Source organism: uncultured Thiodictyon sp. (assembly GCF_903946935.1).
Taxonomy (GTDB): Bacteria; Pseudomonadota; Gammaproteobacteria; order Chromatiales; family Chromatiaceae; genus Thiodictyon.
Genome location: NZ_CAJAXH010000267.1, coordinates 47,178 through 66,025, shown reverse-complemented (window position 1 = coordinate 66,025; position 18,848 = coordinate 47,178). Strand labels below are relative to the sequence as shown.

General features: G+C 61.6%; 21 protein-coding genes and 1 pseudogene. 3 read left to right on the top strand and 19 right to left on the bottom strand.

From position 1 onward, the window contains the following. Window positions 1-237 precede the first annotated feature (237 nt). A complete protein-coding gene (locus tag QZX93_RS23655) occupies window positions 238-1,512 on the top strand; it encodes an aminotransferase class I/II-fold pyridoxal phosphate-dependent enzyme (protein WP_295384493.1) in 1,275 nt (424 codons plus the stop codon). 532 nt (window positions 1,513-2,044) lie between these two features. Continuing rightward, window positions 2,045-2,449: a hypothetical protein gene (locus tag QZX93_RS23650; RefSeq protein ID WP_295384491.1), complete on the top strand. Its 405-nt coding sequence runs from the start codon at window positions 2,045-2,047 to the stop codon at window positions 2,447-2,449. A 350-nt stretch (window positions 2,450-2,799) separates the two neighbouring features. Here the strand turns inward: QZX93_RS23650 and QZX93_RS23645 are convergent, their stop codons facing one another. The 14 genes from QZX93_RS23645 to QZX93_RS23580 form a co-directional block, all read right to left on the bottom strand. Beyond that, the gene (locus tag QZX93_RS23645) at window positions 2,800-3,078 is read right to left on the bottom strand and encodes a hypothetical protein (RefSeq protein ID WP_295384489.1); all 279 of its coding nucleotides are present in this window, start codon (window positions 3,076-3,078) and stop codon (window positions 2,800-2,802) included. Between the two features lie 193 nt (window positions 3,079-3,271). Beyond that, window positions 3,272-4,597: an AarF/ABC1/UbiB kinase family protein gene (locus QZX93_RS23640; protein ID WP_295384485.1), complete on the bottom strand. Its 1,326-nt coding sequence runs from the start codon at window positions 4,595-4,597 to the stop codon at window positions 3,272-3,274. A gap of 90 nt (window positions 4,598-4,687) precedes the next feature. Beyond that, a complete protein-coding gene (locus QZX93_RS23635; protein WP_295384483.1) occupies window positions 4,688-5,065 on the bottom strand; it encodes a hypothetical protein in 378 nt (125 codons plus the stop codon). Between the two features lie 248 nt (window positions 5,066-5,313). Next, window positions 5,314-5,790 (bottom strand): DUF3368 domain-containing protein, encoded by a 477-nt coding sequence (locus QZX93_RS23630; RefSeq protein ID WP_295384479.1) that lies wholly within the window; start codon window positions 5,788-5,790, stop codon window positions 5,314-5,316. Further along, on the bottom strand, window positions 5,787-6,044 hold the full coding sequence (locus QZX93_RS23625; RefSeq protein WP_295384474.1) for a UPF0175 family protein: 258 nt from the start codon (window positions 6,042-6,044) through the stop codon (window positions 5,787-5,789). The genes QZX93_RS23630 and QZX93_RS23625 overlap by 4 nt, the downstream gene beginning before the upstream one ends. Before the next feature lie 46 nt (window positions 6,045-6,090). Beyond that, complete coding sequence (locus tag QZX93_RS23620) at window positions 6,091-6,807, bottom strand: HNH endonuclease signature motif containing protein (RefSeq protein ID WP_295384472.1); 717 nt, start codon at window positions 6,805-6,807, stop codon at window positions 6,091-6,093. A 182-nt stretch (window positions 6,808-6,989) separates the two neighbouring features. Continuing rightward, window positions 6,990-7,754 carry a hypothetical protein gene (locus QZX93_RS23615; RefSeq protein WP_295384470.1) on the bottom strand — a complete coding sequence of 255 codons (765 nt, stop codon included), beginning with the start codon at window positions 7,752-7,754 and terminating at the stop codon, window positions 6,990-6,992. 24 nt (window positions 7,755-7,778) lie between these two features. Beyond that, complete coding sequence (locus QZX93_RS23610) at window positions 7,779-8,273, bottom strand: hypothetical protein (protein WP_295394975.1); 495 nt, start codon at window positions 8,271-8,273, stop codon at window positions 7,779-7,781. A gap of 213 nt (window positions 8,274-8,486) precedes the next feature. Continuing rightward, on the bottom strand, window positions 8,487-8,735 hold the full coding sequence (locus QZX93_RS23605; protein WP_295384465.1) for a DUF4351 domain-containing protein: 249 nt from the start codon (window positions 8,733-8,735) through the stop codon (window positions 8,487-8,489). Between the two features lie 63 nt (window positions 8,736-8,798). Then, entirely contained in the window at window positions 8,799-9,398 is a 600-nt protein-coding gene (locus QZX93_RS23600; RefSeq protein ID WP_295384463.1) for a zeta toxin family protein, read from the bottom strand. Continuing rightward, entirely contained in the window at window positions 9,385-9,660 is a 276-nt protein-coding gene (locus QZX93_RS23595; protein ID WP_295384461.1) for a hypothetical protein, read from the bottom strand. Before QZX93_RS23595 ends, QZX93_RS23600 begins: the two co-directional genes overlap by 14 nt. Before the next feature lie 457 nt (window positions 9,661-10,117). Then, window positions 10,118-10,423 (bottom strand): hypothetical protein, encoded by a 306-nt coding sequence (locus QZX93_RS23590; protein ID WP_295384458.1) that lies wholly within the window; start codon window positions 10,421-10,423, stop codon window positions 10,118-10,120. Between the two features lie 109 nt (window positions 10,424-10,532). Next, window positions 10,533-12,194: a chaperonin GroEL gene (gene groL / locus QZX93_RS23585; RefSeq protein WP_295384456.1), complete on the bottom strand. Its 1,662-nt coding sequence runs from the start codon at window positions 12,192-12,194 to the stop codon at window positions 10,533-10,535. A 59-nt stretch (window positions 12,195-12,253) separates the two neighbouring features. Next, on the bottom strand, window positions 12,254-12,541 hold the full coding sequence (locus tag QZX93_RS23580) for a co-chaperone GroES (RefSeq protein ID WP_295384454.1): 288 nt from the start codon (window positions 12,539-12,541) through the stop codon (window positions 12,254-12,256). A gap of 434 nt (window positions 12,542-12,975) precedes the next feature. Here QZX93_RS23580 and QZX93_RS23575 point away from each other — a divergent pair. After that, window positions 12,976-13,554 (top strand): annotated as a pseudogene (locus tag QZX93_RS23575) (transposase); the annotation flags it as partial. Between the two features lie 347 nt (window positions 13,555-13,901). On the opposite strand, the gene QZX93_RS23570 reads toward QZX93_RS23575, so the two are convergent. The 5 genes from QZX93_RS23570 to ppk1 all read right to left on the bottom strand — a co-directional run bounded on the left by QZX93_RS23570 (window position 13,902) and on the right by ppk1 (window position 18,623). Then, entirely contained in the window at window positions 13,902-14,483 is a 582-nt protein-coding gene (locus QZX93_RS23570; protein ID WP_295384453.1) for an acyltransferase, read from the bottom strand. Window positions 14,484-14,666: 183 nt separating this feature from the next. Beyond that, on the bottom strand, window positions 14,667-14,828 hold the full coding sequence (locus tag QZX93_RS23565) for a hypothetical protein (protein WP_295384450.1): 162 nt from the start codon (window positions 14,826-14,828) through the stop codon (window positions 14,667-14,669). 213 nt (window positions 14,829-15,041) lie between these two features. Next, entirely contained in the window at window positions 15,042-15,614 is a 573-nt protein-coding gene (locus QZX93_RS23560) for a Slp family lipoprotein (RefSeq protein WP_295384448.1), read from the bottom strand. Window positions 15,615-15,763: 149 nt separating this feature from the next. Continuing rightward, complete coding sequence (locus QZX93_RS23555; protein ID WP_295384446.1) at window positions 15,764-16,354, bottom strand: Slp family lipoprotein; 591 nt, start codon at window positions 16,352-16,354, stop codon at window positions 15,764-15,766. Between the two features lie 40 nt (window positions 16,355-16,394). Then, on the bottom strand, window positions 16,395-18,623 hold the full coding sequence (gene ppk1 / locus QZX93_RS23550) for a polyphosphate kinase 1 (protein WP_295384444.1): 2,229 nt from the start codon (window positions 18,621-18,623) through the stop codon (window positions 16,395-16,397). Between the last annotated feature and the right edge of the window lie 225 nt (window positions 18,624-18,848).

Below are 18,848 nucleotides of genomic sequence, written 5' to 3'. Positions count from 1 at the left end.
TCCCGCGACACCGTCGCCGCCACCATCCAGCGCCTGGCACGCAACGTCCGCCTGGTGTTCGACTACCTGGGCATGACCGAAAATTCCCGCCGTCGGCGGGGACGGCCAGCCACGGCGGGCTAGAACGGATTTGCCGTGCGTCCGCCTCGCCGACCCATCGACAGCCCGCTGATCGATCGATACCATCGGCGGGCCGCCCGGCGCCCGCCTTAACGAGACCAGTCCCCCGGAGACCCCATGAAGATCGAGACCCAGGCCATCCATGCCGGCTTCACCCCGGATCCCACCACCAAGTCGGTCGCCACGCCCATCTATCAGACCACCAGCTACGCCTTCGACGACACCCAACACGCGGCGGACCTCTTCGATCTGAAGGTGGCGGGCAACATTTACACCCGCATGATGAACCCCACCAGCGACGTGCTGGAGCAGCGGGTGGCGGCCATGGAGGGCGGGGTCGGGGCCTTGGCGCTCGCCTCCGGCATGGCGGCGGTGACCAACGCCATCTTCACCATCGCCCAGGCCGGGGACAATATCGTCGCCGTCTCCACCCTCTACGGCGGCAGCTACAACCTGTTCGCCCACACCCTGCCGCGGCTCGGCATCCAGGTGCGCTTCGCCGCCCCCAACGACATCGCGGGCATGGAGTCGCAGATCGACGGCAAGACCCGGGCGGTCTTCTGCGAGTCGATCGGCAACCCGGCCGGCAATGTGGCGGACATTACCGCCATCGCCGACATGGCCCACGCCCATGGCGTGCCGGTGATCGTCGACAACACGGTGCCGAGCCCCTATCTGTGCCGCCCCTTCGAGCACGGCGGCGACATCGTGGTCCATGCACTGACCAAATACATGGGCGGTCACGGCACCAGCATCGGCGGCATCCTGGTCGACTCAGGCTCGTTCCCGTGGGCGCAGCATGCGCAGCGCTTCCCGATGCTCAATGAGCCCGACCCCTCCTATCATGGCGTGGTCTACACGCGCGATGTGGGGGCCGCCGCCTATATCGCCCGCGCCCGGGTGGTGCCGCTGCGCAATATGGGTGCGTGCATCTCGCCCTTTACCAGCTTCCTGCTCCTGCAAGGGATCGAGAGCCTGCATGTGCGCATGGACCGCCATTGCGAGAATGCGCTGAAGGTCGCCGAGTACCTGAAGGGCCACCCCAAGGTGGAATGGGTCCGCTATGCCGGTCTGCCGGATAACCCCGACTACCCGCTGGTGCAGAAATATATGGATGGCGGCAAGGCCAGTTCCATTCTGTCATTCGGCATCAAGGGCGGGCTCGATGCTGGCGCCCGGTTCATCGATGCACTCAAGCTCGCGGTGCGCCTGGTGAACATCGGCGACGCCAAGACCCTGGCCTGCCACCCGGCCACCACCACCCACCGCCAACTCTCACCGGAAGAACTGGCCCGCGCCGGTGTTTCCCTGGACCTGGTGCGCCTCTCCATCGGCATCGAGCACATCGACGACATCATTGCCGACCTGGAACAGGCGCTGGCGGCGGGGTAGTCGCACCGTTTACTCGTGACACTGTTCAAGAGACTGTGAAGATATTCCACGTCCGCGCGATCCTGTAGGTCGGGTTAGGCGCGCGTGGTACGGCGCTCAATAAGAAAATAGAGGCTTAACGCGCGCCGTAACCCGACATTGCACCTCGGCATGTCGGGTTACGCTGCGCTAACCCGACCTACGCCGAATACTTTCACAGGCCCACCTGTCTCAGGCGCTCTGCGCCGCATTGGTCATCAACCGGAGCCGCCATGCAAGACCTGAATACCACCACTGCCGCGCCCCCACCGCCGGCCCAACCGATTGCAATCGGCGCACTCAAGCGACTGAGCATAAAGTGTATTTCTGAAATCGGCTGGCTCGATACCCCGACCCTGTTGGCCGATATCATGGCGGCCGGCGGCATGAACGCCAGCCAATATCAATTGCCCTGGCCGCCCTTTGCGCAACTGCATGCCGACAATGCCGCCGGTTCCTCGGCCCTGCTCGAAGCGGAAACCCCGGATGGCCGGCTACACCGGGTGCTGTTCGATTGCAGACCCTGTTGCAGGTCGCGGGCGAGAACGTGCTGTATTTCGAGATCGAGGGCAAGGGCCTGGCGATGGTCACCGGCTGCGGTCATGGTGGGGTGCTGAATCTACTCGACTATGCCCGCCAATCCTTCGTCGGCGGCGAGCGTCTGTATGCGGTCTATGGCGGTCTGCATATCGCCCCATTCGAGGACTGGAATGCAGAGAAGGACGCCGTGATCGCCGCGCTGGGGGGCTATGGCATCGCACACTTCGGCTGCAATCACTGTACCGGCGCGCTGGCGGTCGAGAAGATGGTGGCTGCCGGTCTACCGGTGGTGCGCGGCAGCGCCCAACACGGCTCCAATAACGCGATGTTTCTGGGCAATGGCGATGTGTTGGAATTGTCGGGGGACGCGGTGCGGTAACCGGTTAGCCGCGCCATGCAGTGGGCCAAGGAAGGCGGCCTTTCGGCTTCCATTATCCTAAATCCGGCAATTGCTCACGCCAAGGTGCCAAGACGCCAAGACGCCAATAAGAAACAACGAGATGTGCGCAGCATCGGCATCACCGTGCGGGTGAGCCGCCGAACGTCAATAACGTTTTAGAAAACCTTGGCGAGCTTGGCGCCTTGGCGTGAGAACCGCTCTTTCTAGGTTGATCGTCATTCCGGTCGGGACGCCCGAATCCAGGCTATGGATGGCAATCTCTCAGCAAGTACGGACGCGCAGCATAGGGGGCGGCCGCAACGATGGTCAAGGTCAACGCAACGGTTGCATTACCACTTGTTCTTGTGCCCCGGCGGCACGCAGCCCTTACCCTTTTTGGCCAACCCCGGCGGGCAAGCGTGGCGGCGGCGATCCTGCCCCTCGTAGCGCTGTGGCTGCTGATACCTCTGCTGCTGATAGCGCTGTTGCTGCTGGTAGCGTTGTTGATCCCGATACCGCTGTTGCTCCTGGTAGCTCTGCTGCGTCTGATTCCCGCCGCCGAACAGTGTATTGAGCGCCTCGTCAAAGTTTCCGAATTGGGCCAGCGCCGTCGAGCTGATCAAGCTCATCGCGGCAACCGCGAGATATATTTTTTTCATCATAAGCCCCATTAAGAGCGCGATTTGCGCACACTCTTAATGATGGCACGTCAGGATTATTGCCTCCGCTCGCTAGCACGCTTACGGTCAACGCCCTTGCGGCACCCGTCGCGGCCTGGGGGCCGCTCCTACGCCGCAGGAGCGGGCACCAGGCCGCGACGCGTCACGTATAGGCCGCCATCAATTCGTTCAGGTCCACCCGTGCCCGCAGGCGGCGACAGAGCATGAAGGTGCCGACGAACTTGCGGTGCAGGAAGAAGGTCGCCGGGTCGGGGGTCCGGCCGAAGGCCTCGTCGAAGAAGAGGTCCCGCCCGCGGACATAGACCCGCTCAAACAGATCGGACGCCCCGAAGTCATAGGCTCCGGTATGGCGCAGCGGTTCGCCGGTGAGCGCGATCAGCTCGGCAATGTCCAGGGCCTGTTCCGGGGAGGAATCAGGGTCCAGATAGCCCAGGGCCACGGCGCACTGGCGCACCGTGTCCGTGTCCCCGACGACGGACGCCTGCATCATCTGCCGGTAGTACCCAACCAGCGCGGGGGCGATCCGCTGGGTGGCACCAAAATCGAGCAGGACAAGCTTGCGGGTCTCGGCTTGATAGAGGAAGTTGCTGTAGTTGGGATCGGTCTGCACCAGCGCGAAGTCGAACAACTCGCGCAGCAGCAGTCGGACCAGGAGCGTGGCGGCACGGTCACGCTCCACCTGGCGAAACGTCTCCCCGGTAAGTTGATCCACCGGGATACCGGTGGCGAAGTCCATGGCGAGCACGCGGGTGCTGGAGAGGTCCCGATGAACCTTGGGCACCAGAAAGTCGGGGTCGTCGCCGACCAGCCCCCCGTAGGTCTCCAGGGAATCGGCCTCGGCTAGATAATCGGCCTCTTGGTGGAGTTGGCGACGCGCCGCCGCCAGGACGGGCGCCAGGTCGACCCCCTTGGGCGCGAGCCCCAGGGTCTGCCCCAGGAAGGAGAAGTTGTCCAGATCGCTGTCGATGCTCTCGCGTACCCCGGGAAACTGGATCTTGATGGCCAGGTGCCGGCCGTCACGGGTCTCGGCGCGATGCACCTGCCCGATGGAAGCGGCGGCGATTGGGGTGAAGTTGAAGCGGTGAAAGCGCTTGTCCCAGTCGGCCCCCAACTCGCCCGAGAGGACCTGATTAACCTGGCCCAGCGGCATCGGCTGGGCGCGGTCGCGCAGGCTGGCCATGATCTCGGCGGCCTCCGGGGTGAGTAGGTCGGAGCCGTCCAGTGACATCAGTTGGCCCATCTTCATCGCCGCCCCGCGCATCCGCGCCAGCCGATCCGTGAAGCGTTGCGTGCTCGCGGCAGAGAGCTGGGGGCGGTATATCCCACCGTCGCGGTTGAGCGCCAACTCGATCAGGCCGCGCGCCCCGATCCCGAGCGCCAGGTCGCCGCTGGCACGGCCCAGGTGCCAGAGTCTGGCCAGGCGTTTACTGGGGACGGCAAGGCCGCTGGACATTGGGGCTTTGGCCATGGTAAGGGCTCTCGAATGGGGTTGCAGGCCAACTGGCCCGGCGTTGGCTGCCAATATGCGGTCGTTGCGGCCCAGGCGCAATGCGCTCCGTCAAGCCGCAAAGAAGAAGCGTATGAGTGCCAACGCGAAAGCGAACAGGTAACCGTACGCAAATCGATTGATCCGCAACACCGGCTGCCCGCGACGCGTCCTCCAGGCGCCCATGATGACCATGACCCCGCCGACGGCCAACGGCGTGACCATCAGATTGGGAAATCGCCATGCCGCAGGAACCAGGCTGCTGGGAAAGACCAGCAGACTGAAGGCGCCAAAGATGGCCCCAAAGAGCGCATAGCCCAGCGCAGCCACCCATGGATTTGGTGGGCGGCGAAATGGTTCGGCCAACGAATGAAAGCCGAGTTCAACGAGTGCTTCGCCAACGGCTTGAAGCAGGAACTCGCCAATGATTTCAAAGAGGAATTCAAACATGGAGGTGATGAAGATAGCGGATTTTCGGGTTTGCGAAATCGGGCCTTGATAAGCGCGGCCACCCCACCCCCTCGTGACACCGCTCCAGCGGTGTCACGCATGTGTTGGGCGCTGTGCGCCCCGAAGCCCGCGGCCATCTTCTGGAGTCCAAGGCTTCAGCCTTGGTCCTGCCCATCCCAGGCTGAAGCCTTGCACTCTGCCCCCGGGGTGGCTGGAGAGACGATCAAAGCGTGATTGCCGATCGCGGCCTATTCTCCAACCTCTGCCAATGCTTCGATTACCAGTGACGGGCTCAGATAGAGTCCGTCGCTCAGTAGTCGCTCAACGAGGGGGCGAGCGGCAGCGATCCATCCCATGCGCTTGGCGGCGAGCACGATTCCAAGGGTGCCAACGATGGGTATGCCGAGGCTGCGAGCACATTGCCGGGCGGCGGCGTCATCCAAGACCGCGACAGCGCCGGACTGTCCGAGGCAATTCGCGAGCACCTGGGTTTCACCCAGCCCAAGATCCCATGCCGCGATGACAGCGGGGACAGCCATATCCTCGACCTGCCGAACGCGACCCTCTGCCGCGATGACATCAATGATACTCTGGCCATCCTGACCGGCGGCGACTTCACCGATGACTCCACGCGGAACGTCCACTGGTCGCGTGCAAAGGTCACAAAGCCACACCAACCCCCCGATCCGGGTCAAGAAGATCAGCGGCGAGGCATTGACGATCATCCGGTCAGGCACGCCAATTCCTCCCGGAGTTCTTCAATGTCGGTTTGAACCGCAGGCACCCGCCGACGATAAAGCTCGTCGAGGAATCGGACACGACTGATGCCGAGGATCTCGGCAGCCTTGCTCTGGGAGATACGTCCCTCGGCATACCATTGGACCACGGCGGCAGTCTTGACCTCCTCCGCCAACTGCCCCGGCCCTTTGCGTAGTGCCGACATGGCGCCGGTGTCGAAATCCAGTACGATTTTGGTCATGGGCGTGGACCTCACAGCCTCGGGTTGGTTTGGCTACTTACGCTTTTCAAGTCTCGTACGGATTAGTGAATTTCCAATCTTGAAATCTGATGACTTCTATAATGAGTTTAATAGCTTTATCTTTTTGCTCTAAGACTCGCTCAATATAGCGCTGCCTCGCCGTTTCTGACGTCTTTATATCTGAGAGTGCGTTACGGATGAGGTTTTGAGTGTCAAAGTCTCCTGCTCGCTTAAGTGGCTCAATCCATCCTATACACTTTCGTAACTGCTTGGAATAGTAAGGGCCAACATTTAGGTGCGAGACAAAGTCTATTAAGTCCCCAGATTGTGAAGCTATTCTATGAGCATCCTGAGGCTGCTGATCCAATGTAAGCAGGAAAAGCATCCGCTGGAAGAGCGGATCAAACTGTGAAAGCAGAATAACAGGGTCTCTGTGCTTCCGGAAAAGATGCAGTTTTAGTGGGCTTATTGGCTTGGTTGGTGAGTGAGCATCTATAAGATGGTGATTAGGGCAAAGTGGGATAAGATTTAGCTCATCGTTGTTGGAGTGATTGCAGTCAATGTGGTGGATTTGTGGGCGCGGATTTCCGCAGATCGCACAAAGATGATTGAACTCTCGCATTACATGATCTTGGATATTGGCTGGTAAAGTTTTTCTTCGCGCCATGCTGAAAATTTCCTGACGTGTTGTGGATGCCGAATTGCCCCAACAGGCAAGAACACCAAAGCCATATGCCGCGCCTGCCGGAAGCCAAGCGTCCATCAAGGCACCTCGCCGAATACCTAATCAATGCTTCGACGGCCTTGGTCATAACCCCGGCCACCGCACCAACCGCGAGGTCGTCGGTCCGCACAGCGGACCCTACGGGCGCGACGCAAGCCGTAGGGTCCGCTGTGCGGACCGATCGCCGCTGGCCGGAATTATGATCAAGGCCGCTTCGATACTCAGTCACTAAATTGATCTTCTCGAGTGAAGACGATATCAGCATCAAGTAGATCGGACAAAAAAGGCTCAACTGCCTTAAATATCTTATGCCACAGATTTAGATTCCAAAGATATTCGTGATGCGTGTTCAAACAATAGGCATCAAAACATAATTCCCATGAATCATCATCCACTTTGATAATTGTTGCTCCACCCTCATAGCACCCCTCAAATTCTTCTGCGAATTCTTTATCTCTTGGGTTTTTCACAAAAATTCGCAATCGCGCAGGGAAGTCTACTAAATGAGAAGGACGAGCAGATCCATATTTTTCGCCAAAGTGCTTATATGCTTCTCGGTTAGAAATAAACCGGACTTTGCGCAGCCCATAAGAAATCAAACTAGCATTGCCTCCAAATGCGTAACATTCAGATGCCGCTTCCCTGTCTAGCGATGTCCTGTAACCCCTGCGCCTAAAGCGCATATCTGTTTTTTCACAAAGTGCTTGCATCGCGGAAAAGAATGCCTCAGAAATATCGCTGTGACTATTCTTCTGTGCAAGGAAATGAAGTTTATCGAGCCACAAGAAAATGCGTTCTTGGTTAAATATATCTACACGTCCTGATGTGATAGCACGTAAAGCGCGGATTGAAATATCTTCGTCTCTGACGATAAAGTCATCGACACCATCAAGAAATAGCCCAGAATCAATAATCGGTTTTCCAAAAAATGGATTAAATCGCTCTGGATATTTCAAGTCGAACTGTTGTTCTATGGACAGCGTCATCTGATTTGCCTAATTCCAAAGAAACTAACCCGCGGACCCGCTGGAGGCCGCGCTATCCGGTTGAATGCCTTGTTTGGCAACCACGCCCTCCAAACCAGCGGTCTTTTCGAGAGACGAGAATATTTGATATTTTTTCCCGAGGATTACGTCACGCTCCTTTAGTAATGTCTCGAAGAAGCCGCTACTGATTGCCAGCGGGCTACCGGCAACGCGATTGATTTCCTGGCTTTTTTCTTCTGAGATCTGCTTGTATTCTTGAAACAGTAATGTCAGTGCCTGTAGCTGCGCCGCTTCCCTTTGCGCTTGAGCATTCCGGCTGAATTCAGCTTTTGCCTGCTCTAGCTCCTCGTGCTGTAGCAGTAACGTATAGAGAATTCCCACAAACGCAAGGCCTGAAAAGAGGGCGTTAACCGCACCAAACATATCTCCGATTGTGCCTCGCTCAGGAAGGCGGTAAAGGAGTAACCCCGAGACTGCCCAGAGGCAAACCACTACGGCTCCACTGGCTAGCGCGATCATTGTGTGTCGTTTCATCAGGCTTAATGTTCACATTCACCAGTGTGTAGGTCGGGTTAGCGTAGCGTAACCCGACGGATACCCTGCGGCACGTCTGGTAATGGCGCAGCGGGAGCAGTACTTAGGGGACTTACCACGAAGAAGTGCCGAGCGTTGCAGCCGGCCGACCGCCGACAGGCTACTCCCGCACCCTCTTGCTGGCAAAGCAAATGGCTCTCACGCCGCCCCGCCGAACACATCCTCAAGGCTCCGGCACTCAAGCACCCGGTCAGCCCAAGTCTTAAGCTCGGCCTCGCCGGTTTGCTCCAGGCGTTGCTCGGTCCATGAAGGCAGCGGACCGAAGCGGCGGGTCAACTGGCGGTGCAGCAGCTTGGCCTCGCCTTTCTGTAATTCTTGCTGCAACGCCTTCTGTAACCCTTGCTCCTTCCACTCCTGGGTCCAGGTTTTGACTCGCTCGGCTAGCATGGTGTGGATCTCCTGCAATTTCCGAGTTCGGCAATCTCGATGCGTCGTATTGGGCCATCGCAATCACATCTCGCGCAGGATAGCCTGCGCCCAAGGATTGATAGTCCCGTAGGTCTTGGCTAACCCGCCATCCGTTGTGCGGAATACAAGCCTGGCGCTGGCATTCTCAATTGAGTTGTCATAAACGTAGGCGCGATCTGCCAAGCGCACGGCGGCCCCGCAGTTGATGAGTGAGCGCTTGTAGCGGTCGATGATCTTGGCGATCGGGACATCATGACCGCCCTGCATCACTCGCAGGGCGACGCGCTTGGCATTGATGGAGGGGTCGTCGGTGCCTACGAAGAACAGACGGACAAAAAAACCGCTATCCCGCGCCCGCCGGATGAAATCCAGTTTATCCGGCATGGAAAGTACCGTCTCGAATGCAATGCTACGTCCCTGGGTCAGACCGGCTTCTCGTATCTCGGCGGCACGGCGCGCGGCCTGGAGTACGGCGCCAGGGGCGTTCCAGTCACCGAACAGATCCCGCGCGATGAAGTCGGGATTGACGTACTCGCAGCCGCCCATCCACTCATGGCGCAGCAGTTGCTCGGTGATGGATGTCTTGCCCGCCCCATTGGGGCCAGCGACCACGATCAGTCGCGGCCTGTCAAGCAGGCTCATGTGTCGCCGGATTAGTCATCGCCGCGGCAAGCCCCGCTTTCAGGTTGGCCAGCAGTTCAGTACGGGCGAGTGCGCCGCGGCGGCGAGCCTCTTGCGCAACTGCCTCCATCAGGGCCGCGAGTTGTTCGTCGGTCGGCTCGTGTTCGATGTCGTTGAGGTCGAAGTGTGCGGGGTCCATGGTCGGGTCCAGGTTGAATCGCGGCGCCAGATCGAGGAAATAGGGGCATACCACGAAAAAGTGCCGAGCTTCGTAGCCGGCCAATCGCCGATAGCCTACTCCTACAGCCTCCCGCTGGCAAAGCAAATGGCTCTCAAGCCGCCCCCCCCGAATGCATCCTCAAGGCTCCGGCACTCAAGCACCCGGTCAGCCCAAGACTCAAGCTCGGTCTCGCCGGCTTGCTCCAGACGTTTTCCGACCTATGAAGGCAGCGGGCCGAAGCGGCGGGTCAGTTGGCGGCGCAGCGCTTGGGACGCCGGAAGTCAGTCGCCGTTTTGCCACGGAAACACACGGAAACACACGGAAGGACACCGAAACGTTCTGCTTTTTCCGTGCTTTCCGTGTGCTTCCGTGGCCAAAATCCCCGCAACCCAAGATCTTGTGGCCGGGATTATGACCGACGCCGGATAGCGAATGACTGGGGGCGGTGCAGTATCGGGACTGTGCCGATGCGGGCGATGAAGTCGGGATTAACGTATCCGCGGCCGCCCATCCACGCGTTTCAAGGCGCTCGATCGGGTCGGTCAGTCCCCGCATCGAACCGACTTTGATCCCGCTTGTCCACCGCTGCGGCGAATTGCGTGAGTGCGTGCCCGAGGTCGGAGTAAAAGATGTCGTCCGGCGTCTCGGCGCTGACGATGTTGGGAATCCATTCCTTTAGCTCCATGACGTGCGCGGCATCCACATACGCCTTGATGGCGTCGGGCGGATCGCCGAAGCGGCGTTTGAAGGTCTCCAGAAAGACCTCCCGCAGACCGGCCCCCAGGAAGGACTCCAGTGCTGCAAGGTCCTCGTTACTTTCGTTCATTACGGTCTCCGGGGGTGGCATAGCCTGCCAAGCTGGATTGAGCAGCGCCACCAACAAAAAGCCCCGCCGAAGCGGGGCTTGGTCAGGCTCTTGAGAGCGCCGGGGCCGATCAGTAGTCCATATCGCCCATGCCGCCCATGCCGCCCATCCCACCCATGCCGCCGCCACCGGCACCGCCGGAAGGCTTGTCGTCCTTAGGCAAATCACCCACCATGGCCTCGGTGGTGATCATGAGGCCGGCGATGGAGGCCGCGTTCTGCAGGGCATAACGGGACACCTTGGTGGGGTCCAAGATGCCCATCGCAATCATGTCGCCATACTCGCCATTGGCGGCGTTGTAGCCGAAGTTGCCGGTGCCGGAGGCGACCTTGTTCAGGACCACGGACGGCTCCTCACCGGCGTTGGCGACGATCTGACGCAGCGGCTCTTCCATGGCGCGTCGCGCAATGGTGATGCCCACGTCCTGGTCCTTGTTGGCGCCCTTGAGCCCGCTGATCTTGCTCAGTGCGCGCACCAGGGCGACACCGCCGCCGGGGACCACGCCCTCTTCCACCGCCGCGCGGGTGGCGTGCAGGGCGTCTTCGACGCGCGCCTTCTTCTCCTTCATCTCCATCTCGGTGGCGGCACCGACCTTGATCAGTGCCACGCCGCCGGCCAGCTTGGCCAGACGCTCCTGGAGCTTCTCCTTGTCATAGTCGGAGGTGGTCTCCTCGACCTGGCTGCGGATCTGCTCGCAACGCGACTTGATGTCGGACTCGGAGCCGGCGCCGTCGATGATGGTGGTCTCTTCCTTGCTGACCTGGACCTTGCGGGCGGTACCCAACTCGGCCAGCGTCGCCTTCTCCAGCGACAGCCCGACCTCTTCGGCGATGACGGTGGCGCCGGTGAGGATGGCGATGTCCTGGAGCATGGCCTTGCGCCGATCGCCGAAGCCCGGGGCCTTGACCGCGCAGACCTTGATGATGCCGCGCAGGCTGTTGACCACCAGCGTCGCCAGGGCCTCGCCCTCGATGTCCTCGGCGATGATCAAGAGCGGCTTGCCGGACTTGGCGACTCCTTCCAGCACCGGCAGCAGCTCGCGTATGTTGGAGATCTTCTTGTCGTGCAGCAGGATGAAGGGGTCGTCCAGTTCCGCCTTCTGGGTGTCCTGCTTGTTGATGAAGTAGGGGGAGAGGTAGCCGCGGTCGAACTGCATGCCCTCGACGACATCGAGTTCGTTGGCGAGCGACTTGCCTTCCTCGACGGTGATGACGCCCTCCTTGCCGACCTTGCCCATCGCCTCGGCGATGATCTCGCCGATGGAGTCGTCTGAGTTGGCGGAGATGGTGCCGACCTGGGCGATCTCCTTGTTATCGGAGCAGGGGCGGGAGATGGCCTTGAGCTCGGCCACGGCCGCCTCGACCGCCTGGTCGATGCCCCGCTTCAGATCCATCGGGTTCAGGCCGGCGGCAACGGCTTTGAGGCCTTCGCGGACCATGGCCTGGGCCAGCACGGTCGCGGTGGTGGTGCCGTCACCGGCCATGTCGCTGGTCTTGGAGGCGACCTGCTTGACCATCTGGGCGCCCATGTTCTCAAACTTGTCCTTGAGCTCGATCTCCTTGGCCACGGACACGCCGTCCTTGGTCACCGTCGGGGCGCCGTAGGACTTCTCCAGGACCACGTTGCGGCCCTTGGGGCCCAGCGTCACCTTGACCGCGTTGGCCAGGATGTTGACGCCGTGAAGGATGCGGGCGCGCGCCTCGTCCCCGAAATAGATTTCCTTTGCAGTCATCGCTTTATAACCTCAATCAACTTGTAGTAAGGGGCAGTGTCGCCGGGCTGGGGCCGGTGTTACTCAATGACGCCCATAATGTCGTCTTCACGCATCACCAGGACCTCGTCGCCGCCGACCTTGACCTCGGTGCCGGAATATTTGCCGAACAGCACCCGGTCGCCGACCTTGAGATCCAGCGGGCGCAGCTCGCCGTTGTCCAGCCGCTTGCCCTTGCCGACGGCGATCACGTCACCCTGGATCGGCTTCTCGGTCGCGGAGTCGGGGATCAGGATCCCGCCCGGGGAGGTGCGCTCCTCCGCGCGCCGACGGATCACCACACGGTCATTCAAAGGTCTAATATTCATGTCGTTTGTCTCCTGGGACTGGGGCGGGGCCGGGCCACCGGATAAGGTGTTAGCACTCGGCTGGTGCGAGTGCTAGTAATTTACGGGAGATTTCGCCGCCGTCAAGACCCTGAGCGAGTCCCGGGCGAAAAAATCCGGCCGGCGATGCCCCCCGATCGGTTGACGGCCATGGCGCCCGCGCACCCCGCACTACGAAAGTGGCGGGCGCCTTGGCCGTTCCCCTGACCGCCCTCCCACGATAGGGGAGGGAGAATTGGAGCGCGCTCCCGGCGCGACTTTCACGTAAACACTGCGGGCTTGGCCGCACCTGGACCGAGGCGCGGGCCTGTGCGTGGCGTCTATACAAGGCCTCGCCGTCGTCTCCTGCAAGGGTCGGCGTGCCATGGGCAGGAAGGTCAGCTTGCGCGAAACCGCCGACCCGTCAGGGGCCATGCAAGGCGACGGTCATGAAGATGGCCGACGGCGGTTATCGTCCCGCCTACAACGGCCAGTTCGTCAGCGACACGGCATCGCAAGTCATTGTCGGCGTGAAAGCGGCCACGGCGGGCACCGACATGGCGCAACTGACCCCCATGATTGAGCAGGTCAGCGACCGCTACGGGCAGCTCCCCGCCGAGTGGCTGGTCGACGGTGGCTACCCGGCCCACGAGCAACTCGAACAGGCCGCCGCGTCGACCGTCGTGTATGCCCCGGTCCCCAAACCGAACGACGCGCAGACCGATCCGCACGTCGCCAAAGCGGGCGACAGCGAAACCGTCGCCGCCTGGCGCGAACGCATGGGTACCGACGCGGCGAAGGACATCTATAAAGAACGGGCATCCACGGCCGAGTGCGTCAACGCCCAAGCGCGCGAGCGCGGCCTCATCCGTTTGCGGGTCCGCGGCACCTCTAAGACGCGCTGTGTGCTGCTACTGCATGCCCTGGCTCATAACCTGATGCGCACCTTCGCGCTGGTACCCGATCTGCTCGGGTCCGGGAGAGGTGCGTCCGCGGAACCCGCAATGCAAACATAATGCATTGATATAAAAGAAAAGGTCGCGCGACCCCGCCAATCGCCCCGGGGCCGGGCATCGCAGCGCCGCGACCTCCTGAAAAGCGTGTACGAGGTCGATCCGTCATGATCGGTGAGTTTGCGCCACAAAGATGCCCCGAAAATCGAATTGTTCACAACCTCTGAGCCAGACTGGTGCCGGAGACCAGGCGCAGCACGTCACCTTTGAATCTGGTATTGCGCTGTTCGGGGGAGGCGGGAGTCATTCAGTTCTTTGTCTATTGGCAACGAAAGTACAGTGGTTGCGATTTTCAACACAAAATTTACGCGCTTGCGATTCTTTCCGTGTGTATGCCTTGAGACGCGGTGTTAACGCTCAGCAAGGCTCACGGTGCCGTGGTCGAGGCGATAGCCAGCGCCGGTGGCTGGGCAGGTGGTCTGTCCATCGCCCGCCAGAGCCAGGTCCAGGCGCTCTCCATGCTGACTCATCCAGCCGATCTGGCGGGCCGGGACGCCGGCCATCAAGGCGTAGGGTTTCACATCTTTGGTAATGACCGCGCCAGCGGCGATAAAGGCGTATTCACCCAGCGTGACGCCGCAGACGAGGGTGGCGTTGGCGCCGATGGTAGCGCCCCGCTTCACCAGCGTGCGGCGGTATTCGTCTTTGCGGATGACGGCCGAGCGCGGATTGTAGACATTGGTGAACACCATGCTGGGGCCGCAGAAAACGTCATCCTCCAGCGTGACTGCGTCATAGATGCTGACGTTGTTCTGGACCTTACAGCTGTTGCCGATGAGTACATCGTTGCCGACGAAGACGTTCTGGCCGAAGGAGCAGCGCTCGCCGATGCGGGCACCGGCGCAGATGTGAACCCAGTGCCAGATGCGGGTGTCTGCGCCGATCATGGCGCCGTCATCGACGATAGCGGTTGGATGGATTGTGATGGTCATAGATTGGCCCTTTTTAGCCACGGAAACACACGGAAGGACCTGGGCGGATATTCTGTATTTATCTGCGCTTTCCGTGTGGTGGTGTCGTGGCAAAATTTCATATCTTGGGCCACGAAAAAACTTGGGACGACACGAGGGCTATCATCTACCTTTTCGTGCTTTCCGTGTGTTTCCGCGGCTAAATCAGGCTTTCACAATATGATGGGCCGGCTCGCGGTAGACGCCGCGGGTGTCGACAATGAGTCGGGCGTGGGCCTTAATCAGATCGGAATCGAAGCCGTCATGGTCGGTCGCGAGGATGCCGATGATGGCTTGTTTGTCGTTGTGACGGGGCAGCAGGTCCATTGAGCGAGTGTTCATGTCGGTGGAGGTTGTGTCGGTTGCTGCTTGGTTGCTGACCGCTCGGACACGCTACCGCCCTACCGGTTCATGCCGGTATCGGAGGCGTGGGGCTGAGCTTGGTATCGAACCCAGGACTGTTCAGCGTCTGAACGGCTGGGGCATTAGGCCACGCTTGCTGACCCAAGATCAAGTCTGCGGCGGTGGCACGGATGTCGGCTAAAACCCGATGCCGATCCCGCCATAGCCGCCATGCCAACCGCCCGTCCCGGCGCCGATGCCGACTGAAATCCGCGGCCGCACACCGCCGAGCCAGCCCGATCCGGACGCGGTCCCAGGCCCAGGCCCGTCTGCCACCGGCCATAATTTGACCTTGGCGTTGGTGAGCAGCGGGAGCGAGTAGGGGGCGGCCCCGACCTGGCCGGCACGGGTGCCTGAGATCAGGCCAGTGGCGGTGACCGCGCGCCCGGGGCGATAGTCCCCGGTCTCCAGGTAGCCCGGGACCACGGCCACGAAGCGGCCGGTGGCGGGCTGATTGAGCCGCGGTAACCCGCAGCGGTCCAGTGGGTAGCCGATGATCGTGAGTTCGGTGCGGTCGGCGAGGTTCTGGCCGTCCACCACTGAGCCGCCCCAGCGTTGCAGTTCGCCGGTATGGCCCTGGCTGGCGGCGACCTGGGTCGGGGTCAAGCTGGGGTTGCCGATGGCGCCGACGCAGTCGGTGGTGGCGCACCCGGGCAAGGCGAGGGCCGCGATCATTGCGCCGGAAAAACAGACATAGGTATGCGATTTCATTGAGACTCCGGCGAGGTGCTGAGGCGATTTCCGGTAAACCGGTTACCGATCGCCGTCGGACAGGGTGTCGGTGCGACTGAAGTTGCACCGACATTTGACGGTCTGCCGATTCTTGGGAATCGCCTGAAAACGTGATGGCGAACCTAGCTTCAATGGCGCCAGCCCCGCCCGCGGTAAGGGCCATAGGGCGCGAACCAGGGATCATAGCCGAGACCATAGGGACCCCAAGGACCCCAAGGACCGTACCAACCTGGGTAATCATAGGGGCGATAGGTCCCCTGCGGGGGTGCCGTGGGCCACAAATAGCGGGTCTCGACCCGCAGCACCGGGTAGGCATAAGCATAGCGGCCAACCGCTCGGGTCTCCGCCCCGCTGAGGGTGCCGAACACCGTCAGTACACGATCCTTTTGATACTCGGCCGGGTCCACGAAGCCCGTCACTCGGGCGATAAACCGCCCCGCGCCCGGCTGCCCGATGCGCGGCTCCCCGTCGCTCTCCAGGGGTCGGCTCAACACCTCGATCTCGGTCGCGTCAGCCAGGTTAGCGACCGCAATGATCGTTCCGCCCCAGCGCACCCGCTGACCGGCCACGCTAGCCGGGTCCTGCTGCACCTGGGCCACCGTCAGTGCCTGGCCGGGGGCGCTACGGATGGCCTGGGGGACGGGCGAGGCGCAGCCGCCCAAGGCGATCAGCAGCGCTAGCGCGAGGGTGCGACTGCGAGAACAGGCGTGAGAGCTCATAAACTTGCCGTGCTTGGCGCCCTGGCGTGCGATATTCAGGCTAATCCTTCCCGCGCAACCGCCACTGAAAGTGGCTCAACAAGCGCGAGCGCATCTTCTTCTCCTTGTGTTTGCCGGCGGCGGCCAGGCGTTTCTCCGCGACCGCCATCAGGGTTTCCTGGGCGCCCTTGACCTTATCATCGGCCGGTACGCGCTGCGTGTAGATGCCGTCGGAGTCCAGGTCCCAGGCGGAGCGTTGGTCCGCGAACTGCACGTCCAGGATCAGCCGTAGCTCCTGGCGTAGCTCCGGGTTCTCCACCGGGGCATGGACCTCGACCCGGCTATCCAGATTGCGGCCCATCATGTCCGCGGAACCGATGAAATATTCCTCATCGCCGCCGTTGCGGAAATAGATGATCCGCCCGTGCTCCAGGAAGCGCCCGACAATGCTGATGACCCGTGCGTTCTCGCTGATCCCCGGTAACCCTGGGCGGAAGCGGCAGGTGTCGCGCACGATGAGATCCACCCGCACCCCGGCGTAGGTCGCCCGGTAGAGTGCGCGGGTGATGTCGATATCCTCCAATGCGTTCATTTTCATCTGGATCAGGCCGGAGCCGTCGCGCCGCTGGTGCTCAATCTCGCGATTTATCCGATCGATCAGGCCGCGCTTGAGGTTATAGGGCGCAGCCAGGATCTTGCGATAGGAAGGCGGCGGCGAATAGCCGGTCAGATAATTGAACAGCTCAGTCAGGTCCTGGCCGATACCCTCATCGCACCCCAGCATCCCGAGATCCGTATAGAGCTTGGCGGTCCCGGGGTGATAGTTGCCGGTGCCGATATGGTAATAGCGGCGCAGTTGCGCATAGTCCCGGCGGACGATGAAGATGAGCTTGCTGTGGGTCTTGAGTCCCAGCACGCCATAATTGACATGGATGCCCTCGGCCTCCAGGCGGCGCGCCCAGCCGATGTTGGCGGCCTCGTCGAAGCGCGCCTGCAACTCCACCAGCACCGCCACCTGCTTGCCGTTGCGGGCGGCCTCGATCAGCGAATCCAGTATGGCGCCGGCGGAGGTGCGATAGAGGGTCATCTTGATCGCCAGCACCTTGGGGTCCTCGGCGGCGGTGCGCAGGAAGCGCTCGACCGTGGTGCTGAATGGCTGATAGGGGTGCTGGAGCAGCAGCGGCCCGTTCTCACGGATGATATGAAAAATATTGCGCCGGTCATTGGCCAGCAGCGGGTGGTCCACCGGCCGATGCGGCGGGTCTTTCAGGTCCGGGAAGTCGAGCCCCGCGATCTCAAAGAGGTCGCGCAACTGCATCATCCCATCCACCTCCACCACGTCCAGCTCCTCGTTGAGCCCCAGTTCCGCCGCCAGCATGCCGCGGTGGACCGCGTCGGTGCCCTCCTCGACCTCGAGCCGCACGATGGGGGCAAAGTGCCGCTCCCGCAGTTCGGTCTCGATCAGCTCCAACAGGTCATTGGCGGCCTCCACGTTCGGCTCGACGACGGCGTTGCGGGTGACCCGGAACAACTCGGCGGAGTCGATCTCCATGCCCGGAAAGAGCATGTCCAGGTTGGCGCAGATGAGATCCTCCAGGGTCACGAAGGTGGTGGTGCCGTCTAGCGGGATCAGTCGCTTGGAGACATCCCGGCTCACCGGCACCTTGACCCGCGCCATATAGGACTCGCTCCCGCCCGGGTAGCGCAGCGTGACCAGCAGGTTCAACGCCAGATTGGAGATGAACGGAAAGGGGTGGGCCGGGTCCATGGCCAGCGGGGTCAGCATCGGGAAGATGTTGTCCCGGAAGGACAGGCGCAGGCGCGCCTGGGCGTCGTCCGGCAGTTCGGCCATCCGCACGATGCGGATACCGCGTTCAGCCAAGGGCACCAGCAACTGATCGAACACGCGTTTTTGCTCGACATGCATCGCCCGTACCCGCGTCAGGCAGATCTTGAGCTGCTCGGCGGGGGTACGTCCGTCCACACTTGGAGTATGCACGCCGGCCCCGATCTGCTGCTTGAGCCCGCCGATGCGCTTCATGAAGAACTCATCGAGATTGTTGCTGACGATCGCCAGGAACTTCACCCGCTCCAGCAGCGGGATGCGCAGGTCCTCCGCCTCGTGCAACACCCGCGCGTTGAAGGCGAGCCAGGTGAGCTCCCGGTTGAGAAAGAGCGCGGGGTCGTCCAGCCGCAGCTCCTCCGCGGCCGGGGCCGGCGGGGGGGCGCGGTCGAGGTCCGCGTCGTCGTCGTCATCGTCGAGGATCGGCTGGAGCGTGCTGGCGGTCATGAAAGGTTCCCTGTCGCGATGGGTGAGCGGGGCGAGTAACCGCCACATTCTAGCAACGGCCAGGGTAGGGCAGGGCGGTGGATTTGTGACCATTTCGTTACGCTTGCGGGGTAACACAATGGCTCCGGCCCGGCGGATGCCCGTGGGCGCGGCTTCAGCCGCGACGAGGCCGCGGCAGCGCGCGAGGTCGCCTCGCGGCTGAAGCCGCTCCCACCGGGTCCCGGC